16 protein-coding genes and 1 riboswitch are annotated in these 14,485 nt (G+C 64.9%); of the genes, 2 read left to right on the forward strand and 14 right to left on the reverse strand.

Going from position 1 to position 14,485, the window contains the following annotated elements; all coding sequences use genetic code 11:
* Positions 1-59: 59 nt before the first annotated feature.
* From POS17_RS22120 to cobO, 13 genes are all read right to left on the reverse strand, one after another.
* Complete coding sequence (locus POS17_RS22120; protein ID WP_016967460.1) at positions 60-611, reverse strand: glutathione peroxidase; 552 nt, start codon at positions 609-611, stop codon at positions 60-62.
* A 174-nt stretch (positions 612-785) separates the two neighbouring features.
* A complete protein-coding gene (locus tag POS17_RS22125) occupies positions 786-1,988 on the reverse strand; it encodes an MFS transporter (RefSeq protein WP_047305611.1) in 1,203 nt (400 codons plus the stop codon).
* A 52-nt stretch (positions 1,989-2,040) separates the two neighbouring features.
* Entirely contained in the window at positions 2,041-2,445 is a 405-nt protein-coding gene (locus POS17_RS22130; RefSeq protein ID WP_047305612.1) for a MarR family winged helix-turn-helix transcriptional regulator, read from the reverse strand.
* A gap of 70 nt (positions 2,446-2,515) precedes the next feature.
* A complete protein-coding gene (locus tag POS17_RS22135; RefSeq protein ID WP_060840530.1) occupies positions 2,516-3,247 on the reverse strand; it encodes an adenosylcobinamide-GDP ribazoletransferase in 732 nt (243 codons plus the stop codon).
* A 1-nt stretch (position 3,248) separates the two neighbouring features.
* On the reverse strand, positions 3,249-3,821 hold the full coding sequence (gene cobC, locus POS17_RS22140; RefSeq protein WP_060840531.1) for an alpha-ribazole phosphatase family protein: 573 nt from the start codon (positions 3,819-3,821) through the stop codon (positions 3,249-3,251).
* Positions 3,818-4,873, reverse strand: coding sequence for a nicotinate-nucleotide--dimethylbenzimidazole phosphoribosyltransferase (gene cobT, locus POS17_RS22145; RefSeq protein ID WP_060840532.1), 1,056 nt, complete (start codon positions 4,871-4,873; stop codon positions 3,818-3,820). Before cobT ends, cobC begins: the two co-directional genes overlap by 4 nt.
* Complete coding sequence (gene cobU / locus POS17_RS22150; RefSeq protein ID WP_060840533.1) at positions 4,870-5,391, reverse strand: bifunctional adenosylcobinamide kinase/adenosylcobinamide-phosphate guanylyltransferase; 522 nt, start codon at positions 5,389-5,391, stop codon at positions 4,870-4,872. The genes cobT and cobU overlap by 4 nt, the downstream gene beginning before the upstream one ends.
* A gap of 36 nt (positions 5,392-5,427) precedes the next feature.
* Positions 5,428-6,879, reverse strand: a complete 1,452-nt coding sequence (locus POS17_RS22155) for a cobyric acid synthase (protein WP_060840534.1) — start codon at positions 6,877-6,879, stop codon at positions 5,428-5,430.
* Complete coding sequence (gene cobD, locus POS17_RS22160; RefSeq protein ID WP_060840535.1) at positions 6,876-7,868, reverse strand: threonine-phosphate decarboxylase CobD; 993 nt, start codon at positions 7,866-7,868, stop codon at positions 6,876-6,878. Before cobD ends, POS17_RS22155 begins: the two co-directional genes overlap by 4 nt.
* Positions 7,861-8,769, reverse strand: a complete 909-nt coding sequence (gene cbiB / locus POS17_RS22165; protein ID WP_060840536.1) for an adenosylcobinamide-phosphate synthase CbiB — start codon at positions 8,767-8,769, stop codon at positions 7,861-7,863. Before cbiB ends, cobD begins: the two co-directional genes overlap by 8 nt.
* Positions 8,766-9,416 (reverse strand): 5,6-dimethylbenzimidazole synthase, encoded by a 651-nt coding sequence (gene bluB / locus POS17_RS22170; protein ID WP_060840537.1) that lies wholly within the window; start codon positions 9,414-9,416, stop codon positions 8,766-8,768. Before bluB ends, cbiB begins: the two co-directional genes overlap by 4 nt.
* The gene (locus POS17_RS22175) at positions 9,409-10,731 is read right to left on the reverse strand and encodes a cobyrinate a,c-diamide synthase (protein ID WP_060840538.1); all 1,323 of its coding nucleotides are present in this window, start codon (positions 10,729-10,731) and stop codon (positions 9,409-9,411) included. Before POS17_RS22175 ends, bluB begins: the two co-directional genes overlap by 8 nt.
* A gap of 10 nt (positions 10,732-10,741) precedes the next feature.
* Positions 10,742-11,353, reverse strand: a complete 612-nt coding sequence (gene cobO, locus POS17_RS22180) for a cob(I)yrinic acid a,c-diamide adenosyltransferase (protein WP_060840539.1) — start codon at positions 11,351-11,353, stop codon at positions 10,742-10,744.
* An 80-nt stretch (positions 11,354-11,433) separates the two neighbouring features.
* Positions 11,434-11,666: riboswitch (cobalamin riboswitch) on the reverse strand.
* Between the two features lie 167 nt (positions 11,667-11,833).
* On the opposite strand from cobO, the gene POS17_RS22185 reads away from it, so the two are divergent.
* Positions 11,834-12,415, forward strand: coding sequence for a hypothetical protein (locus tag POS17_RS22185; protein ID WP_060840540.1), 582 nt, complete (start codon positions 11,834-11,836; stop codon positions 12,413-12,415).
* Positions 12,416-12,485: 70 nt separating this feature from the next.
* Entirely contained in the window at positions 12,486-13,805 is a 1,320-nt protein-coding gene (locus POS17_RS22190; protein WP_060840541.1) for a PQQ-dependent sugar dehydrogenase, read from the forward strand.
* Position 13,806: 1 nt separating this feature from the next.
* Here POS17_RS22190 and POS17_RS22195 read toward each other — a convergent pair whose 3' ends face one another.
* On the reverse strand, positions 13,807-14,469 hold the full coding sequence (locus POS17_RS22195; RefSeq protein WP_060840542.1) for a class I SAM-dependent methyltransferase: 663 nt from the start codon (positions 14,467-14,469) through the stop codon (positions 13,807-13,809).
* Between the last annotated feature and the right edge of the window lie 16 nt (positions 14,470-14,485).

A 14,485-nucleotide genomic window follows, 5' to 3' on the forward strand; every position in this document is an offset into this window, starting at 1 on the left:
GAATAAAAAAGCCCCGCCTCTCACAAGGCAGGGCTTTTTCATTTACCGGGACGAAAAGCTCAAGACTTCGACGCCAACGCCTTCTCCACCGCCTCCAGGAATTCCGGATTATCCGGTTTGGTCAGGCTGGAAAAGCTGGCAATCACATTGCCCTGTCGATCCACCACGTATTTGTAGAAATTCCACTTCGGCGCGCTGCTCTGCTGCGCCAGTACCTTGAACAGGTGCACCGCATCCGTCCCCAGGACCTTCTGTGGCTCGGTCATGGTGAAGGTCACGCCATAGTTGACGTAGCAGACCTTGGCCGTCTCGGCCCCGTCCTTGGACTCCTGCTTGAAGTCGTTGGACGGCACGCCCACCACCTCCAGCCCCTGCTCCTTGTAACGCTGATACAGCGCTTCAAGGCCTTTGAATTGCGGAGCGAACCCACAGAAGCTCGCGGTATTGACCACCACCAGCGGCTTGCCGGCGAAGCGCTGACACAGATCGATGGATTCCTTGGCGTGCAACTTGGGCACAGATCCCTGCAGCAACGCCGGACAATCCGCCGCCCAGGCCGAACCGGCAAACAGTGTGAGTAATGCCGGAACCACAAACCAGCGCTTAGCCATGTTCAATGTCCTTCAAGAGTGGTCGGACACCGACGTTACTCGCCCCTGCGCCCACCTAGCAAGCACCCATACCCAACTGCATCAGCGCCAGTCCGCCGCGATGCCACCCCCACCAGGCCAGCCACAACAGCACAAGGCCAACGCCCAGGCCGGCGCTCCAACCCAGCCATGACTTCATGCTGCACTCGCCTGCAAGCGCGCTACCGGCCGCTCGCGCACCGGCCAATTGAGAGCCGCGGCCAACAGACTGAGAAGAATCGCCACCTGCCAGATCAAGTCATAACTCCCGGTACGGTCATACACCACGCCCCCCAGCCAACCGCCAAGGAAGGAGCCCAGCTGATGGAACAGAAAGACGATGCCGCCAAGCATCGACAGGTTCCTGACCCCGAACAGGGTCGCGACCGTGCCATTGGTCAAGGGCACGGTGGACAGCCAGAGAAAGCCCATGGCCATGCCGAACAGGTAGGCACTGGTCTGGGTCACCGGCAGCCACAGGAACAGGCCGATCACCACCGCCCGCAGCAGGTACAGACCGGTCAACAGCCGTGGCTTGGACATCCGCCCGCCCAACCAGCCCGCCGTGTAAGTGCCAAAGATGTTGAACAAGCCGATCAGCGCCAGCACCGTGGTTCCGACTGTCGCCGGTAGATGCTGATCCACCAGATAGGCCGGCAGGTGCACGCCGATGAACACCACCTGGAAACCACAGACAAAAAAACCGAACGCCAGCAACCAGAACCCCGAGTGAGAACAGGCTTCACGCAGGGCCTCGCCCAGGCTCTGTTCATGCCCCAGCACCGGCAGCGGCTTGTCCTTGAGCATGCTGACCAGCGGCACGATCAGCGCCACCAGCAGCCCCAGCACCAGCAATGCCGTCGACCAGCCCAGCCAGCCGATCAGCCCCAGGGTTCCCGGGAGCATGGCGAATTGGCCGAAGGAGCCAGCAGCACTGGCGATCCCCATGCCCATGCTGCGCTTTTCCGGCGGCAAGGCACGACCGACCACCCCGAGAATCACCGAGAAGGAGGTTCCGGACAAACCGATGCCAATCAGCAACCCGGCACTCAGGGACAGGCTCAGCGCCGAATCCGAAAGCCCCATGAACACCAGCCCGACCGCGTACAGCACGCCGCCGATCAACACCACCCTGGCCGCCCCAAAGCGATCGGCCAGGGCTCCGGTAAAGGGCTGGGCCAGCCCCCAGATCAGGTTCTGCAGGGCAATGGCAAAGGCGAACACTTCACGCCCCCAACCGAACTGCGCACTCATGGGCGGCAGAAACAGGCCAAAACCGTGCCGCACGCCCAGGGACAGCGCCAGGATCAATGCACTGCCGAGGAGGACCCAACCACTGGTGCGCCACATCGATGACATTTTTATTCTCCAGTTACGGGTATATACCCGCTTGTAATCGAACGAAGCAGCATCAGGCCAGTTCGTTCAGCAAGGCCAACAAGGTTTCACGCTTCTGCGCGCCCAGGCGATCGATCAGTCGCTGCTGAGCCGCCTCCCAGGCCGGCAAGGCCGCCGCCAGTCGCTCGTGCCCCGCCTCGGTCAGTTGCACCAGACGATTGCGCTGATCATCACCTTCCAGCAAGCGGACCAGACCGGCCGCCTCCAGCACCCGCACATTACGTCCCAGGGTACTGCGATCCAGGCCCATGGCCTCCGCCAGGCTGGAAATGCTCGGCTGATCGAGACGCAGCAGATTGTTCAGCAAGGAATACTGGGCGACGTTAATCCCGAAGCCATCGAGGACGCCGTCGTAATACCTGCTGACGCCACGCGCGGCACGACGCAGATTGGTGCACAAACATTGAGAGGGAAGCATGGTGCGTGTATATACCCGCGATTAATTCAAGGCAAGAATTTTCCACTCAATCGGCAGATCCGGATCTGCCTCAGAATGCCACCACCGCCAGCAGCACGGTCACTTCCAGCAACTCCAGCAACGCCCCGGCGGTGTCGCCGGTGGTGCCGCCCAAACGCCGCATCATCAACTGGCGCAACCAGACAAACAGCACCAGCGCCAGCAGCAGCGCCCAGAGTCCGCTGTAGCTGCCCAGCAGCAAACAACCGAGCACGCTCACCCCCAACACTTGCCGCCCCGCTAGCCGCGGCAGGTGATCGGCAAGAGCCTGTCCCAGGCCGCCGGCGCGAACATAGGGCGTACTGAGGAACAACCCCAGCAGCGCCGCACGCCCGATCAATGGCGCCAGCAACAAGGCGAACGCCTGCTGCTGCTCGATCAGCGCCACCAGCGCGGCGAACTTGAGCAGCAACACCAACACCAGAGTCACCACCGCGATCGGTCCGCTGCGCGGGTCCTTCATGATGCTCAAGGTGCGCTCGCGATCGCCAAAGCCCCCCAGCCAGGCATCGGCGCTGTCGGCCAGCCCGTCCAGGTGCAGGCCGCCGCTGAGCAGGACCCAGGCAGCCAGCAACAGCGCTGCATGCAGCAGCAACGGTGTTCCCGCAAGCAGCGCATGCCACCCACACAGCAACAGGCCAAACACCAGCCCCACCAGCGGATAGAACAACAGGGAGCGCCCCAGCTCTTGAGGTTCCGGCATGCCCGGCAAGCGCACCGGCAAGCTGCTGAGAAACTGCAAGGCAATCCAGAACGGCAGCATCTCAGCCCTCCTCGCTCAGCAGGCCCGGGGCGACTTTCAGGCTGAACAACGCGCCATGACTCACTTCGACACTCAACAACTGCTCCCGGGGCAGCCCCCGCGCCCGAGCCAGCAACAGGCGCATGACCCCGCCATGACTGATCAGCAGCACCCGCTGCCCGGCCCACGACTGGTACAAGCCATCAATGGCCCCCAGCACCCGCCGGGAAAAGTCCGCCACCGGCTCTCCCTGGGGCGGTGTGAAGCTGTAGGGATCGGCCCAGAAACGCCCCAGGTCCTCCGCGTCGGTGTCCATCAGCGCCGCCGCGCTGCGCCCTTCCCAGGCGCCAAAATGCAGCTCCTGCAGATCAGGCGCCAAACTCAGGGGCACCTCCAGCCGGGCAGCCAGTTGCTCGGCAAACCGCGAACAGCGCTGCAACGGCGAACTGACGATCCGGTCCCAAGGCCCGCGCCCCTGAACCCCATCGCGCATCTGTTGCCAACCACGCTCCGTCAGGGCGTCATCCAGGCTGCCGCGCAGGCCGCCGCCCAGTTCGGTTTCCCCGTGGCGCAACAGGTCCAGGTGCAAGGTCATGCCGGGCGATCCGCCACCGCCGCCTCGGCGAAGGTCGCCATCTGCCCGTGCAGATCGCAGGCCAGACGCAGCAATGGCACCGCCAGCGCCGCACCGCTGCCCTCCCCCAGACGCAAGCCCAGGTCCAGCAGCGGCTCGGCCTCAAGGGTCTGCAACACATGCCGGTGTCCCGGCTCCGCACCCTGATGGGCAAACAGCAGCCAGGGACGACAGGCCGGATTCAGGCGCACCGCCACCAGCGCCGCGACGCTGCAGATAAAACCATCCACCAGCACCGCGATGCCTTCCTGGGCACACGCCAGATAGGCGCCCACCAGCGCCGCCACTTCAAACCCGCCCAGGTTGAACAGGGTTTGCAGGGCATCGCCACGGGAGGCGGCATGCCGCGCCAGGGCCCGTTCGATCACTTGAGCCTTGTGGCTGACTCCGGCGGCATTCAGGCCGGTGCCCGGACCGGCCAACCGGGCCACCGGGATATCCAGCAAGGCACAGGCAATGGCGCTGGCAGCCGTGGTGTTGCCAATGCCCATTTCACCGCCGATAAACAGCTGGGCGCCCTCGGCACGGGCCCGCAGCACGCTGTCACGCCCGGCCTGCAGGGCCTGCTCACCCTGATCCGGGGTCATGGCCGGTCCCTGGACAAAATTTTGCGTACCCGCGCCCAGGTTCAGGTGGCGCACCCCCGGCAGGTTCAAACCGGACGCCACCGTTCCCAGGTCCACCACTTCCAGTTGCGCCCCCAGTTGCCGCGCCAGCACGCTGATCGCCGCCCCACCACTGACAAAGTTCAACAGCATCTGCCCGGTGACCTCTTGCGGATAGGCGGACACCCCTTCGGCGACCACCCCGTGATCACCGGCGAAGATCGCGATCCACAACCGCTCAAGGCCCGGCTTGAGCTGGCCCTGCAAACCGGCCAGGCGCACCGCCAGGGGCTCCAGCTGGCCAAGAGAGCCGGCCGGCTTGGTCAGTTGCTGCTGTCGCGCCAATGCTTGCTCGACCATCTGCGCATCGATCGCCTTGCATGGATTCAGCCACCAGGAGTTACTCATAACGCAGTTCCTTTCAAAGTCAGGGGCAGGCCGGCCACCGTCAGCACCACACGCTGACACCGCTCGGCCAGAGCTTGATGCAGCCAACCGGCTTCATCCACGTAACGGCGAGTCAATTCGCCCAGCGGCACGACACCCATTCCGGTTTCGTTGCTGACAAAAATGATCGTTCCCGGCAGACCGGGCAGGCACTGCAACAAGGCGTCGCGCTCGGCCAGCAGACGCTCCCGGTCATCCAGCATCAGCAGGTTGGTCAGCCACAGGGTCAGGCAATCCACCAGCAGGCAATGCCCGGGGGCGGCGGCTTGCTGCAGCACCCGGGCCAGCTCCAGAGGTTCTTCGATCAAGCCCCAATGACTCGGCCGACGCTCGCGATGATGGGCGATACGCTGGTTCATCTCGCCATCCAGAGGCTGGCTGGTAGCGATATAGGTGACCGCCAGGGCGCTGTCGGTGGCGAGTTGTTCCGCCAGGCGACTCTTGCCGGAACGGGCACCGCCGAGAATCAGTTGCAGCATGCTTGAGCACCTTTGAAATGAATGTTCACCGCGGTTCTAGCGACCACAGAGCGTGAGCAGCGCGCGGGTGTCCAGATGCTGCTCCACCAGATCCGCCAGCCGCTCGATATCGCGCTCGCGCAAGGCGTGGTAGTCCACCTCCTGCACCGCCTCCAGGCCGGCCCAGCGCAGCAGCGCGCTGCAGGCCGCCGGGGTTTCGAACAAGCCGTGCAGGTAGGTACCGAGAATCTGCCCGTCGGCGCTCAAGGCTCCGTCGCTACGCCCATCGTCCAACTGCACGGCGGCCTGCTCCAGGGCCGGGCCACGAGTGACCCCGGCGTGAATCTCATAGCCACTGACCGCCGCATTCTCCAGGGTCAGGCGGCCACTGACGTTGCGCAGCTGCTTCTCCTCTTCAAGCACGGTTGCAAAGGCCAGCAGGCCCAGGCCCGGGCTGGAACCGGCTGTGCCCTCGAGCCCCAGCGGGTCATGCAACTGCTCGCCGAGCATCTGCAGGCCGCCGCAAATACCCAGCACCTTGCCGCCGTAGCGCAGGTGCCGGGCAAGAGCCTGCTCCCAGCCGTTGCTGCGCAGGTAGGCCAGGTCGCCGCGCACGCTTTTCGAACCGGGGAGGATGATCAGGTCGGCGGCAGGAATCGCCTGCCCGGGCCCGATGAATTGCAAGTCGACCTGGGGATGCAAGCGCAGCGGATCGAAATCCGTGTGGTTGCTGATCCGCGGCAACACCGGCACCACCACCTTGAGCACTTGCTCGACCTTGCCGGCCTGACGCTGATCGATGCCGTCCTCGGCTTCCAGGTGCAGGTCCATCACATAGGGCAGCACCCCGAGCACCGGTTTGCCGGTGCGGGCCTCCAGCCAGTCCAGTCCCGGTTGCAGCAGGGCCAGGTCGCCTCGGAAGCGGTTGATGATGAAGCCCTTGACCCGCGCCTGCTCACTGGGTGACAGCAGTTCCAGGGTGCCCACCAGATGCGCGAACACCCCGCCGCGGTTGATATCGGCGATCAGCAGCACCGGGCAGTCCACCGCCTCGGCAAAGCCCATGTTGGCGATGTCGCCAGCACGCAGATTGATCTCCGCCGGCGAGCCGGCACCCTCCACCATCACCACCTCATAAGCCCCCCGCAGGCGCTCATGGGAAGCCAGCACCGCCTGCATGGCGATGGCCTTGTAGTCGTGATAGGCCACGGCATTCATGGTGGTCACGGCGCGACCGTGAATGATCACCTGGGAGCCGGTGTCGCTGTTGGGCTTGAGCAACACCGGGTTCATGTCGGTGTGGGGCACCAGGTTGGCCGCCTGGGCCTGGACCGCCTGGGCCCGACCGATTTCGCCACCGTCGGCGGTCACCGCACTGTTGAGCGCCATGTTCTGCGGCTTGAACGGCACCACGCTGACGCCCTGGCGCAACAGCCAGCGACACAGCGCGGTAACCAGGGTGCTCTTGCCGGCATCCGAGGTGGTGCCCTGCACCATCAGGGTGGTCATGGGTAATCCTTGCGATAGGCCTGCAGCGCCTGCTCCAGGCGTGCCCAGTCGGCATCGTCGGCGGGCAGGCCGAAGCGCAGGCTGCTGTTGTGGGCGAACAGCCGCAGCAGAATGCCGCGCCGTGCCATGAATTGATAAAGCTGCTCGGCCTCGGCGGTGATCAGCCATTGGAACAGGGCACAGCCGCCCTGGGGCTTGAAGCCGAACCCTTCCAGGACCTGACTCAGGCGCTGGCTGGCTACCTCGCTGCGCCGGCGCTGCCGCACATGCCCCTCGACATCCCGCAGGCACGCCTGCCCCAGCACTCGGGTCGGTCCACTGACCGCCCAGGGCCCCACATGCTCCGCCAGCAGCTTGAGCAGCCGACGCTCGGCCAGGACAAACCCCAGGCGCACGCCGGCCAGGCCAAAGAACTTGCCAAACGAGCGCAGGACAATCAGCCCCACCTGATGGGCATGCCGGGCCAGGCTCAGGTCCGGGGTGTTGTCCATGAAGGCTTCATCCACCACCAGCCAGCCGCCGCGCTGGGCCAGGCGGGCATGCCAGTCCAGCAGGCGCTCCGGAGTCAGGCTCAGGCCGGTGGGGTTGTTGGGGTTGACCACCACCAGCACATCGAGGCTGTCGAGAAAAAAATCCACTTCCTGCTCCAGCACCTCTCGCACCCGGTAGCCACTGCGGCGCCAGGCTTCGGCGTGCTCGGCATAACAGGGCGACAACACCCCGACCTTGCCCGCCCGCCGCAGTCGCGGCAGCAATTGGATCGCGGCCTGGGAACCGGCCACCGGCAGTACTTCATCGGCACCGTAGTAGGCACAGGCCGCCTGTTCCAGACCGTCATCGGTTTCCGGCAGGCGCGCCCAGGCCCGCAAGGGAATGGCCGGAATGGGAAACGGCCAGGGCGCCAATCCGCTGGACAGATCCAGCCAGGCCTCTTCGGCAATCCCGTATTCCTGGGCCGCCTTGCGCAACCTTCCGCCGTGCTCAAGCATAGAATTCAGCCCCCAGACACAGAATCAACAACCACAGCCAGACACCTCGCTGCACCAACTGCCAGCCACGATCAATGGAGTCGGCACTGGCCGGCTCGCCTTCGCCCAGAGGCGGACGCTGATGCAACTCACCGTGATAGATCGCCGCCCCGCCCAGCTCCACTCCCAGGGCTCCCGCTCCGGCCGCCATGACCGGGCCGGCATTCGGGCTGTCCCAGGTCGGGCCCTGGCGGCGCCAGCACTTCAGCGCCAGCCGGGTCTTGCCGAGCAAGGCGTAGGTCAGGGCCACCAGACGCGCAGGAATGTAGTTGAGCAGGTCGTCGATCTTCGCCGCCGCCCAGCCGAAACGCTCGAAACGCTCGTTACGGTAGCCCCACATCGCATCCAGGGTGTTGCTCAGGCGATAGAGCACCACCCCCGGTGCGCCGGCCACGGCAAACCAGAACAACGCGGCGAACACGGCGTCGCTGCCGTTCTCCAGCACCGATTCAGTAGCCGCACGGGCCACGGCGGTGGCGTCCAGTTCGCTGGTCTGGCGGCTCACCAGGAACCCCACCCGGTGCCGTGCTTCCTGCAGATCATCGCTGCGCAAGGCCTGAGCCACCGGCTCGACGTGCTCGCCGAGGCTGCGCAGGCCCAGGGCGCAATACAGCGCCAGGATCTCCACCAGCCAACCGATATAGGGCAGCCAGGACAGCGCGGTGGCCAACAGGGTCAGGGGCAGTACCGCCAGCACCCAGGCGCTGACGCCATGACTGCGCCAGCCCCGGCCCGCGGCGTTGAAACGTTGCTCGATACGATCCGCCATACGGCCGAAGGCCACCAGCGGATGCCAGCGCTTGGGTTCGCCCAGCAGCGCGTCCAGCGCCACGGCGGCGACACTCAGCAACGCCACGCTCATTGACTCACTCCCCAGTAATTCTCATACAGCAACTCACTCAATGGCCGGGGCTGCGCCCAGCCCTGCAGCGCCAGCATCGGCGCCGGATAGAACTCGGTAACCGGTCCCAGGCACAGCACCGCCAGGGGCTTGGCACCGGCGGGCAACCCCAGCAGGTCGGCCAGGGCCTGGGGCTCGAACAGCGACACCCAGCCCATGCCCAGACCTTCGCTGCGCGCCGCCAGCCAGAGGTTCTGAATGGCACAGGACAGCGAGGCCAGGTCCATTTCCGGCAGGGTCCGCCGGCCGAAGACATGCCGCTCGCGGCCATCCATCAGGGCCGCCACCAGCACCTCGGCACAGTCATGGATGCCTTCGACCTTAAGCTGCATGAACTCATCGGAACGCTCGCCCAGCGCCTCGGCGGTGCGCACCCGCTCCTCCTCCACCAACTGCTGGATACGCCCGCGCAACGGGCGATCGCTGATGCGGATAAAACGCCAGGGCTGCATCAGCCCCACGCTGGGCGCCTGATGCGCCGCCTCCAGCAAACGGCGCAGCAACTCGGGCTCGACACTACCGCCGGCGAAATGCCGCATGTCCCGGCGTTCGGCGATGGCGCGATACACGGCCTCACGCTCCGCCGCAGAAAATCCCTGCTCACTCACCGCTCACACTCCCTGCAGGAGATGGAGCGAACAACGCCGCTACCGCTGCCGGATTGGACGGAAAGTAGAAATGCACGTAAGAAGCGGTCATCCGCCCGTCGCGATACACCGCCTCTGCCCCCCGCCCACCGTTGGGACTGATGCCACGGGCAATCGGCTCAAGGGCGGTCGTGGTCAGGGAGTGATGGTAGGTATGGCCACGCAAGCCGCCCTCCGGCAACTCCACGGCCTGCAAGGCCAGGGCGGCCAGACGCTTCTGCATCACCGCCGCGCCGGGCAGCAGCCCCAGCAGCTCGGCGCACCGGCCTTCGACGTCGGTCAGGGAGTCGAGCAGGTACAGCATGCCGCCACACTCGGCCAGCAATGGCTTGCCCGCACCATGGTGGGCACGAATCGCGTCGAGCATGGCGCGGTTCTGCGCCAGGGCCTGGTGGTGCAACTCTGGGTAGCCACCGGGCAGGTACAGGCTGTCCGCCTCCGGCAACTGCGTGTCATGGATAGGGGAGAAGAAATGCAACTGCGCCCCCATGGCCCGCAACAGATCGAGGCTGGCACCGTAGGTGAAGGCAAACGCCTCGTCGCGGGCCACGGCGATGCGCACCCCCTCCAGCAAGGGCGCGCAGGCCACTGGCGCTGGCGCGGCAAAACTCACCGCAGGCGGCAGCTCCACCTGGCAGCTGCTGGCCAACGCCTCGGCGGCGGCATCCAGGCGCAGGTCGAGATCGTTCAGTTCACGAGCCTGCACCAGCCCCAGGTGCCGGCTGGGCAGTTCGATATCGGTTTCCCGGGACAGGGCGCCGTACCAGCGCAAGCCTTCGGTGAGGCTGCCTTCGAGCAACTGCGCGTGGCGCAAGGTGCCGACCCGGTTGGCCAGCACCCCGGCGAACGGCAGGTCCGGCTGGTAACGGGCCAAGCCCAGGGCCAGCGCCCCGAAGGTCTGGGCCATGGCGGTGCCATCGATCACTGCGAGCACCGGCACCCCGAAATGCCGTGCCAGATCGGCACTGGAGGGGGTGCCGTCGAACAGCCCCATGACCCCTTCGATCAGGATCAGGTCGGCGTCAGCCGCGGCTTCCCAGAGCAAGCGCCGGCTTTCCTGCTCGCCCACCATCCACATGTCCAGCTGGTACACCGGAGCGCCGCTGGCGCGTTCGAGAATCATCGGGTCGAGAAAGTCCGGACCGCATTTGAACACCCGTACCTTGCGCCCCTGATTGCGGTGCAGGCGAGCCAGGGCGGCGGTCACGGTGGTCTTGCCCTGGCCGGAAGCCGGTGCGGCAATCAATACCGCCGGGCAATGACGAACATCGGTCATGAAGTCACACTCACAGCTCAACACCTTTCTGCGCCTTGATGCCGGCCTGGAAGGCATGCTTGACCATGCCCATTTCGGTGACGGTATCCGCCAGTTCGATCAGCTCCGGCTTGGCCCCGCGACCGGTCACCACCACATGCTGCATGGGCGGACGGGCCTGCAGGTCGCTGAGCACCTGGTCCAGATCCAGGTAACCGTGCTTGAGGGCGATGTTCAGCTCGTCGAGTACAACAAGACCAATCTCCGGGTCGCTCAGCAGTTCTCTGGATACCGCCCAGGCCGCTTCGGCCGCGGCGATATCGCGCTGGCGATCCTGGGTTTCCCAGGTAAAGCCCTCGCCCATCACATGAAAGCGCACCTGCTCCGGAAAACGCCGGAAGAACAGCTCTTCGCCGGTGCTGTTACGACCCTTGATGAACTGCACCACGCCGCACTGCATGCCGTGGCCCATGGACCGCGCCAACATGCCGAAAGCCGAACTGCTCTTGCCCTTGCCATTGCCGGTCAGCACCAGCAACAGGCCACATTCGTTGGGCGAGTTGGCGATGCGCTCATCGATCACGGCTTTCTTGCGCAACATGCGCGCCACATGGCGCTCGTCACGATCGGGGGATTCACTCATGGGGCAGCTCTCCGTTGGGGCTGGGGAACGGCGGGCAGGAAAAGGAATAGACGGCGCAAGCCTGGCATCGCCCACCGTGATGCCGTTGGATGGATCAGGCCGGTCTCCGGGCTCATGAGGGGCATTGCTGCCTGACTGCGCGCCTTCCCATGTCGTGGACACAGTGGCATCTGGCGCAGCCTTGACTCATCTACCGTTGCGGGGGCAGCGCCGGAATCGTCGCCATGTCCATCGCTGGAACAGGCCCTGACCGGCTTCCCTGTTTCACTCTGTCGACCAGCGGCCACAGAGCACCTGAAACAAGTCGCGAAGGTTAGAGGGTTGGGGGTGGAGCGTCAATTAAAGCCAGGCGTCGCTTGGCACACAAAACTGCACCGCATCAACAAACTGGCGCCAATCTTGTGCCACACTCAGCGAGTTGATATCAAATAGCCATAACTCAACCCACCCACCGCCAGACAACAATAAGGACGGACCCCGATGCAAGGCATGATCATCAGCAATCCAAAGCTGGAATTCCTGCGCCCGATGCTGGAACGCTGGTTTGATTGCATTGACCGCTACAACGCTGTTCGTGGCGACAGCGAAACCCCTTACTGGTTCGACGAGCAGGCCAACCTGGGATTGCTTTCCGCCGCCGCCTGGATGGCGGAGATGGTCAGCCTCGAACACAGCCCCAGCAAAAAGCAGCAGGAAGAAGGCGCCCGCAACGCACGCACCGATCTGTACCTGGCCACCCGGGAAGAACGCGCCTACATTCAGGCCACCCAGCGCTGGCCCCAGGTCAACGGCCTGCACCTGACCCAGGCCTTGCTCGACATTGCCGGTGACGCGAGAAAGATCAGCTACCCCGGCGACCTGCGGCTCGGCTGCCTGTTTGTCAGCCCGCAGAAGGCTCAGCACAGCGCCACCCCGGAAGAACTCCAGGACATGCTCGACGAACTGCAAAAGGAACACTGCTGCGCGGTGGCCTGGTACTTTCCCTACGCCTATCGCAAGCTGCACAACGAGGCCGGCCTCTACCATCCCGGGGTCGCCGCACTGTTCAAGGAAGCCCGCTGATCAGGCGGAACCATACGCCGGCTATGCTCCTCTATGACTAGGACGTCCGTGCATTCATAGGGAAATCAGCATGCTCAAGTCTCGACACGCTTTGCTTATCGCGATCGCCGCCGGCCTTACGGCCTGTGGCGAAACCTCCAGCCTGCAAGTTTCCGACGGCACCGGCCCAACCCCCAAGCTGCCGGAGCCCAACCCGACGCTGATCCCCACGGTGAACATCGCCCCGGCGATTGGCTGGCCCAAGGGCAGCAAGCCATTGGCGGCAGCCGGCACCCAGGTCAATGCCTTCGCCGAAGGCCTCGATCATCCACGCTGGCTCTATGTCCTGCCCAACGGCGACGTACTGGTGGCGGAAACCAATGCACCGCCCAAACCCGATGACAGCCGGGGCATTCGCGGCTGGATCGCCGGAAAAATCATGGGCCGCGCCGGCGCTGCGGTGCCCAGCGCCAACCGCATTACCCTGCTAAGGGATCAGGATCACGACGGCGTGGCCGAAACCCGCAGCGTGCTCCTGGACAACCTGAACTCGCCGTTCGGCATGACCCTGGTCGGCAATGACCTGTATGTGGCGGACACCGACAAATTGCTGCGCTTTCCATACCAGGCCGGCGACACCCGGATCACCGCAGCCGGCACCAAGGTCGTCGATCTGCCCGGCGGCACGCTCAATCACCACTGGACCAAGAACGTCATCGCCAGCCCGGACGGGAGCAAGCTCTACGTCACCGTCGGCTCCAACAGCAACGTCGGGGAAAATGGCCTGGACCAGGAGCAAGGCCGCGCCGCGATCTGGGAGGTGGATCGGAACAGCGGACAGCACCGCCTGTTCGCCACCGGCTTGCGCAATCCCAACGGCTTGGCCTGGGAGCCGGTCAGCGGGGCGCTATGGACCGCGGTGAACGAGCGCGACGAGATCGGCAGCGACCTGGTGCCGGACTACATCACCTCGGTCAAGGACGGCGCCTTCTACGGCTGGCCCTTCAGCTACTACGGGCAGCATGTGGATGTCCGGGTCAAACCGCAGAACCTCGACCTGGTGAGCAAGGCCATCGCCCCGGACTACGCCGTCGGCCCGCACACAGCCTCTCTGGGGCTGACCTTCGCCCAAGGCAGCAAGCTCCCCGCTCCATTCACCGAAGGCGCCTTCATCGGTCAGCATGGCTCGTGGAACCGCAAGCCCCATAGCGGCTACAAAGTCATCTTCGTCCCCTTCAGCGCCGGCAAGCCCCAGGGGCCGCCCGTGGACGTGCTCAGCGGCTTTCTCAGCGCCGATGAGAAGGCTTACGGACGCCCGGTTGGGGTTGTGATCGATCAGCAAGGCGACTTGCTGGTGGCCGATGACGTCGGCAATACGATCTGGCGGGTATCGGCCGCCAAAGCCCCCTGATTCAGCGCTTGCGGCACAGGGTCAAGCCGTCCCCCAGGGGCAGCAGCGACAGATCGATGCGCGAGTCGTCCTTCAAGGCCCGATTGAGCGCCTGGATGGCTCGGGTATCTTCGCTGGCGGGCTCCACCTCCAGCACACGCCCGCTCCACAAGGTGTTGTCGAACACCGCCAGGCCACCGACTCGCAACAGACGCAACGCGGACTCCAGATAGGCCGGGTAGTTGGCTTTATCAGCGTCGATGAAGATCAGGTCGAAAGATTCGAGCCGGCCGGCCAGTTCCAGGCCGGCCAGGGTGTCCAGCGCCGGAGCCAGGCGCAGTTCGATGCGTTGCGCTAACCCCGCCTCCTGCCAGTAACGACGAGCCGTAGCGTTGTAGTCGCCGGGCAGGTCGCAACAGATCAACGAGCCGTCTGCGGGAAGGGCCTGCGCCATGCATAAGGCGCTGTAGCCGGTAAAGGTTCCCACTTCCAGCACTTGGCGAGCAGCGGTCAACTTGATCAATAGCGCAAGAAACTGCCCCTGCTCCGGCGCCACCTGCCAACGGGCATTGGGCAGGGCCTGGGTTTCATCCCGCAGACGTCGCAGCAGCGGCGTTTCGCGCAGGGAAACATCCAGCAGGTATTGATACAGGGCATCGTCGAGGTTGAGCGTACGCGCAGTCACAAGCACCTCGACCAGA

The sequence above is a fragment of the Pseudomonas sp. Os17 genome, from assembly GCF_001547895.1.
In the GTDB taxonomy this organism is placed as follows: Bacteria; Pseudomonadota; Gammaproteobacteria; order Pseudomonadales; family Pseudomonadaceae; genus Aquipseudomonas.

Bases quoted from the DNA above. Each gene is read 5' to 3' on its own strand.
- POS17_RS22120 (WP_016967460.1), bottom strand. From the start codon at position 611: ATGGCTAAGCGCTGGTTTGTGGTTCCGGCATTACTCACACTGTTTGCC.
- POS17_RS22125 (WP_047305611.1), bottom strand. From the start codon at position 1,988: ATGTCATCGATGTGGCGCACCAGTGGTTGGGTCCTCCTCGGCAGTGCA.
- POS17_RS22130 (WP_047305612.1), bottom strand. From the start codon at position 2,445: ATGCTTCCCTCTCAATGTTTGTGCACCAATCTGCGTCGTGCCGCGCGT.
- POS17_RS22135 (WP_060840530.1), bottom strand. From the start codon at position 3,247: ATGCTGCCGTTCTGGATTGCCTTGCAGTTTCTCAGCAGCTTGCCGGTG.
- cobC (WP_060840531.1), bottom strand. From the start codon at position 3,821: ATGACCTTGCACCTGGACCTGTTGCGCCACGGGGAAACCGAACTGGGC.
- cobT (WP_060840532.1), bottom strand. From the start codon at position 4,873: ATGAGTAACTCCTGGTGGCTGAATCCATGCAAGGCGATCGATGCGCAG.
- cobU (WP_060840533.1), bottom strand. From the start codon at position 5,391: ATGCTGCAACTGATTCTCGGCGGTGCCCGTTCCGGCAAGAGTCGCCTG.
- POS17_RS22155 (WP_060840534.1), bottom strand. From the start codon at position 6,879: ATGACCACCCTGATGGTGCAGGGCACCACCTCGGATGCCGGCAAGAGC.
- cobD (WP_060840535.1), bottom strand. From the start codon at position 7,868: ATGCTTGAGCACGGCGGAAGGTTGCGCAAGGCGGCCCAGGAATACGGG.
- cbiB (WP_060840536.1), bottom strand. From the start codon at position 8,769: ATGAGCGTGGCGTTGCTGAGTGTCGCCGCCGTGGCGCTGGACGCGCTG.
- POS17_RS22175 (WP_060840538.1), bottom strand. From the start codon at position 10,731: ATGACCGATGTTCGTCATTGCCCGGCGGTATTGATTGCCGCACCGGCT.
- cobO (WP_060840539.1), bottom strand. From the start codon at position 11,353: ATGAGTGAATCCCCCGATCGTGACGAGCGCCATGTGGCGCGCATGTTG.
- POS17_RS22185 (WP_060840540.1), top strand. From the start codon at position 11,834: ATGCAAGGCATGATCATCAGCAATCCAAAGCTGGAATTCCTGCGCCCG.
- POS17_RS22190 (WP_060840541.1), top strand. From the start codon at position 12,486: ATGCTCAAGTCTCGACACGCTTTGCTTATCGCGATCGCCGCCGGCCTT.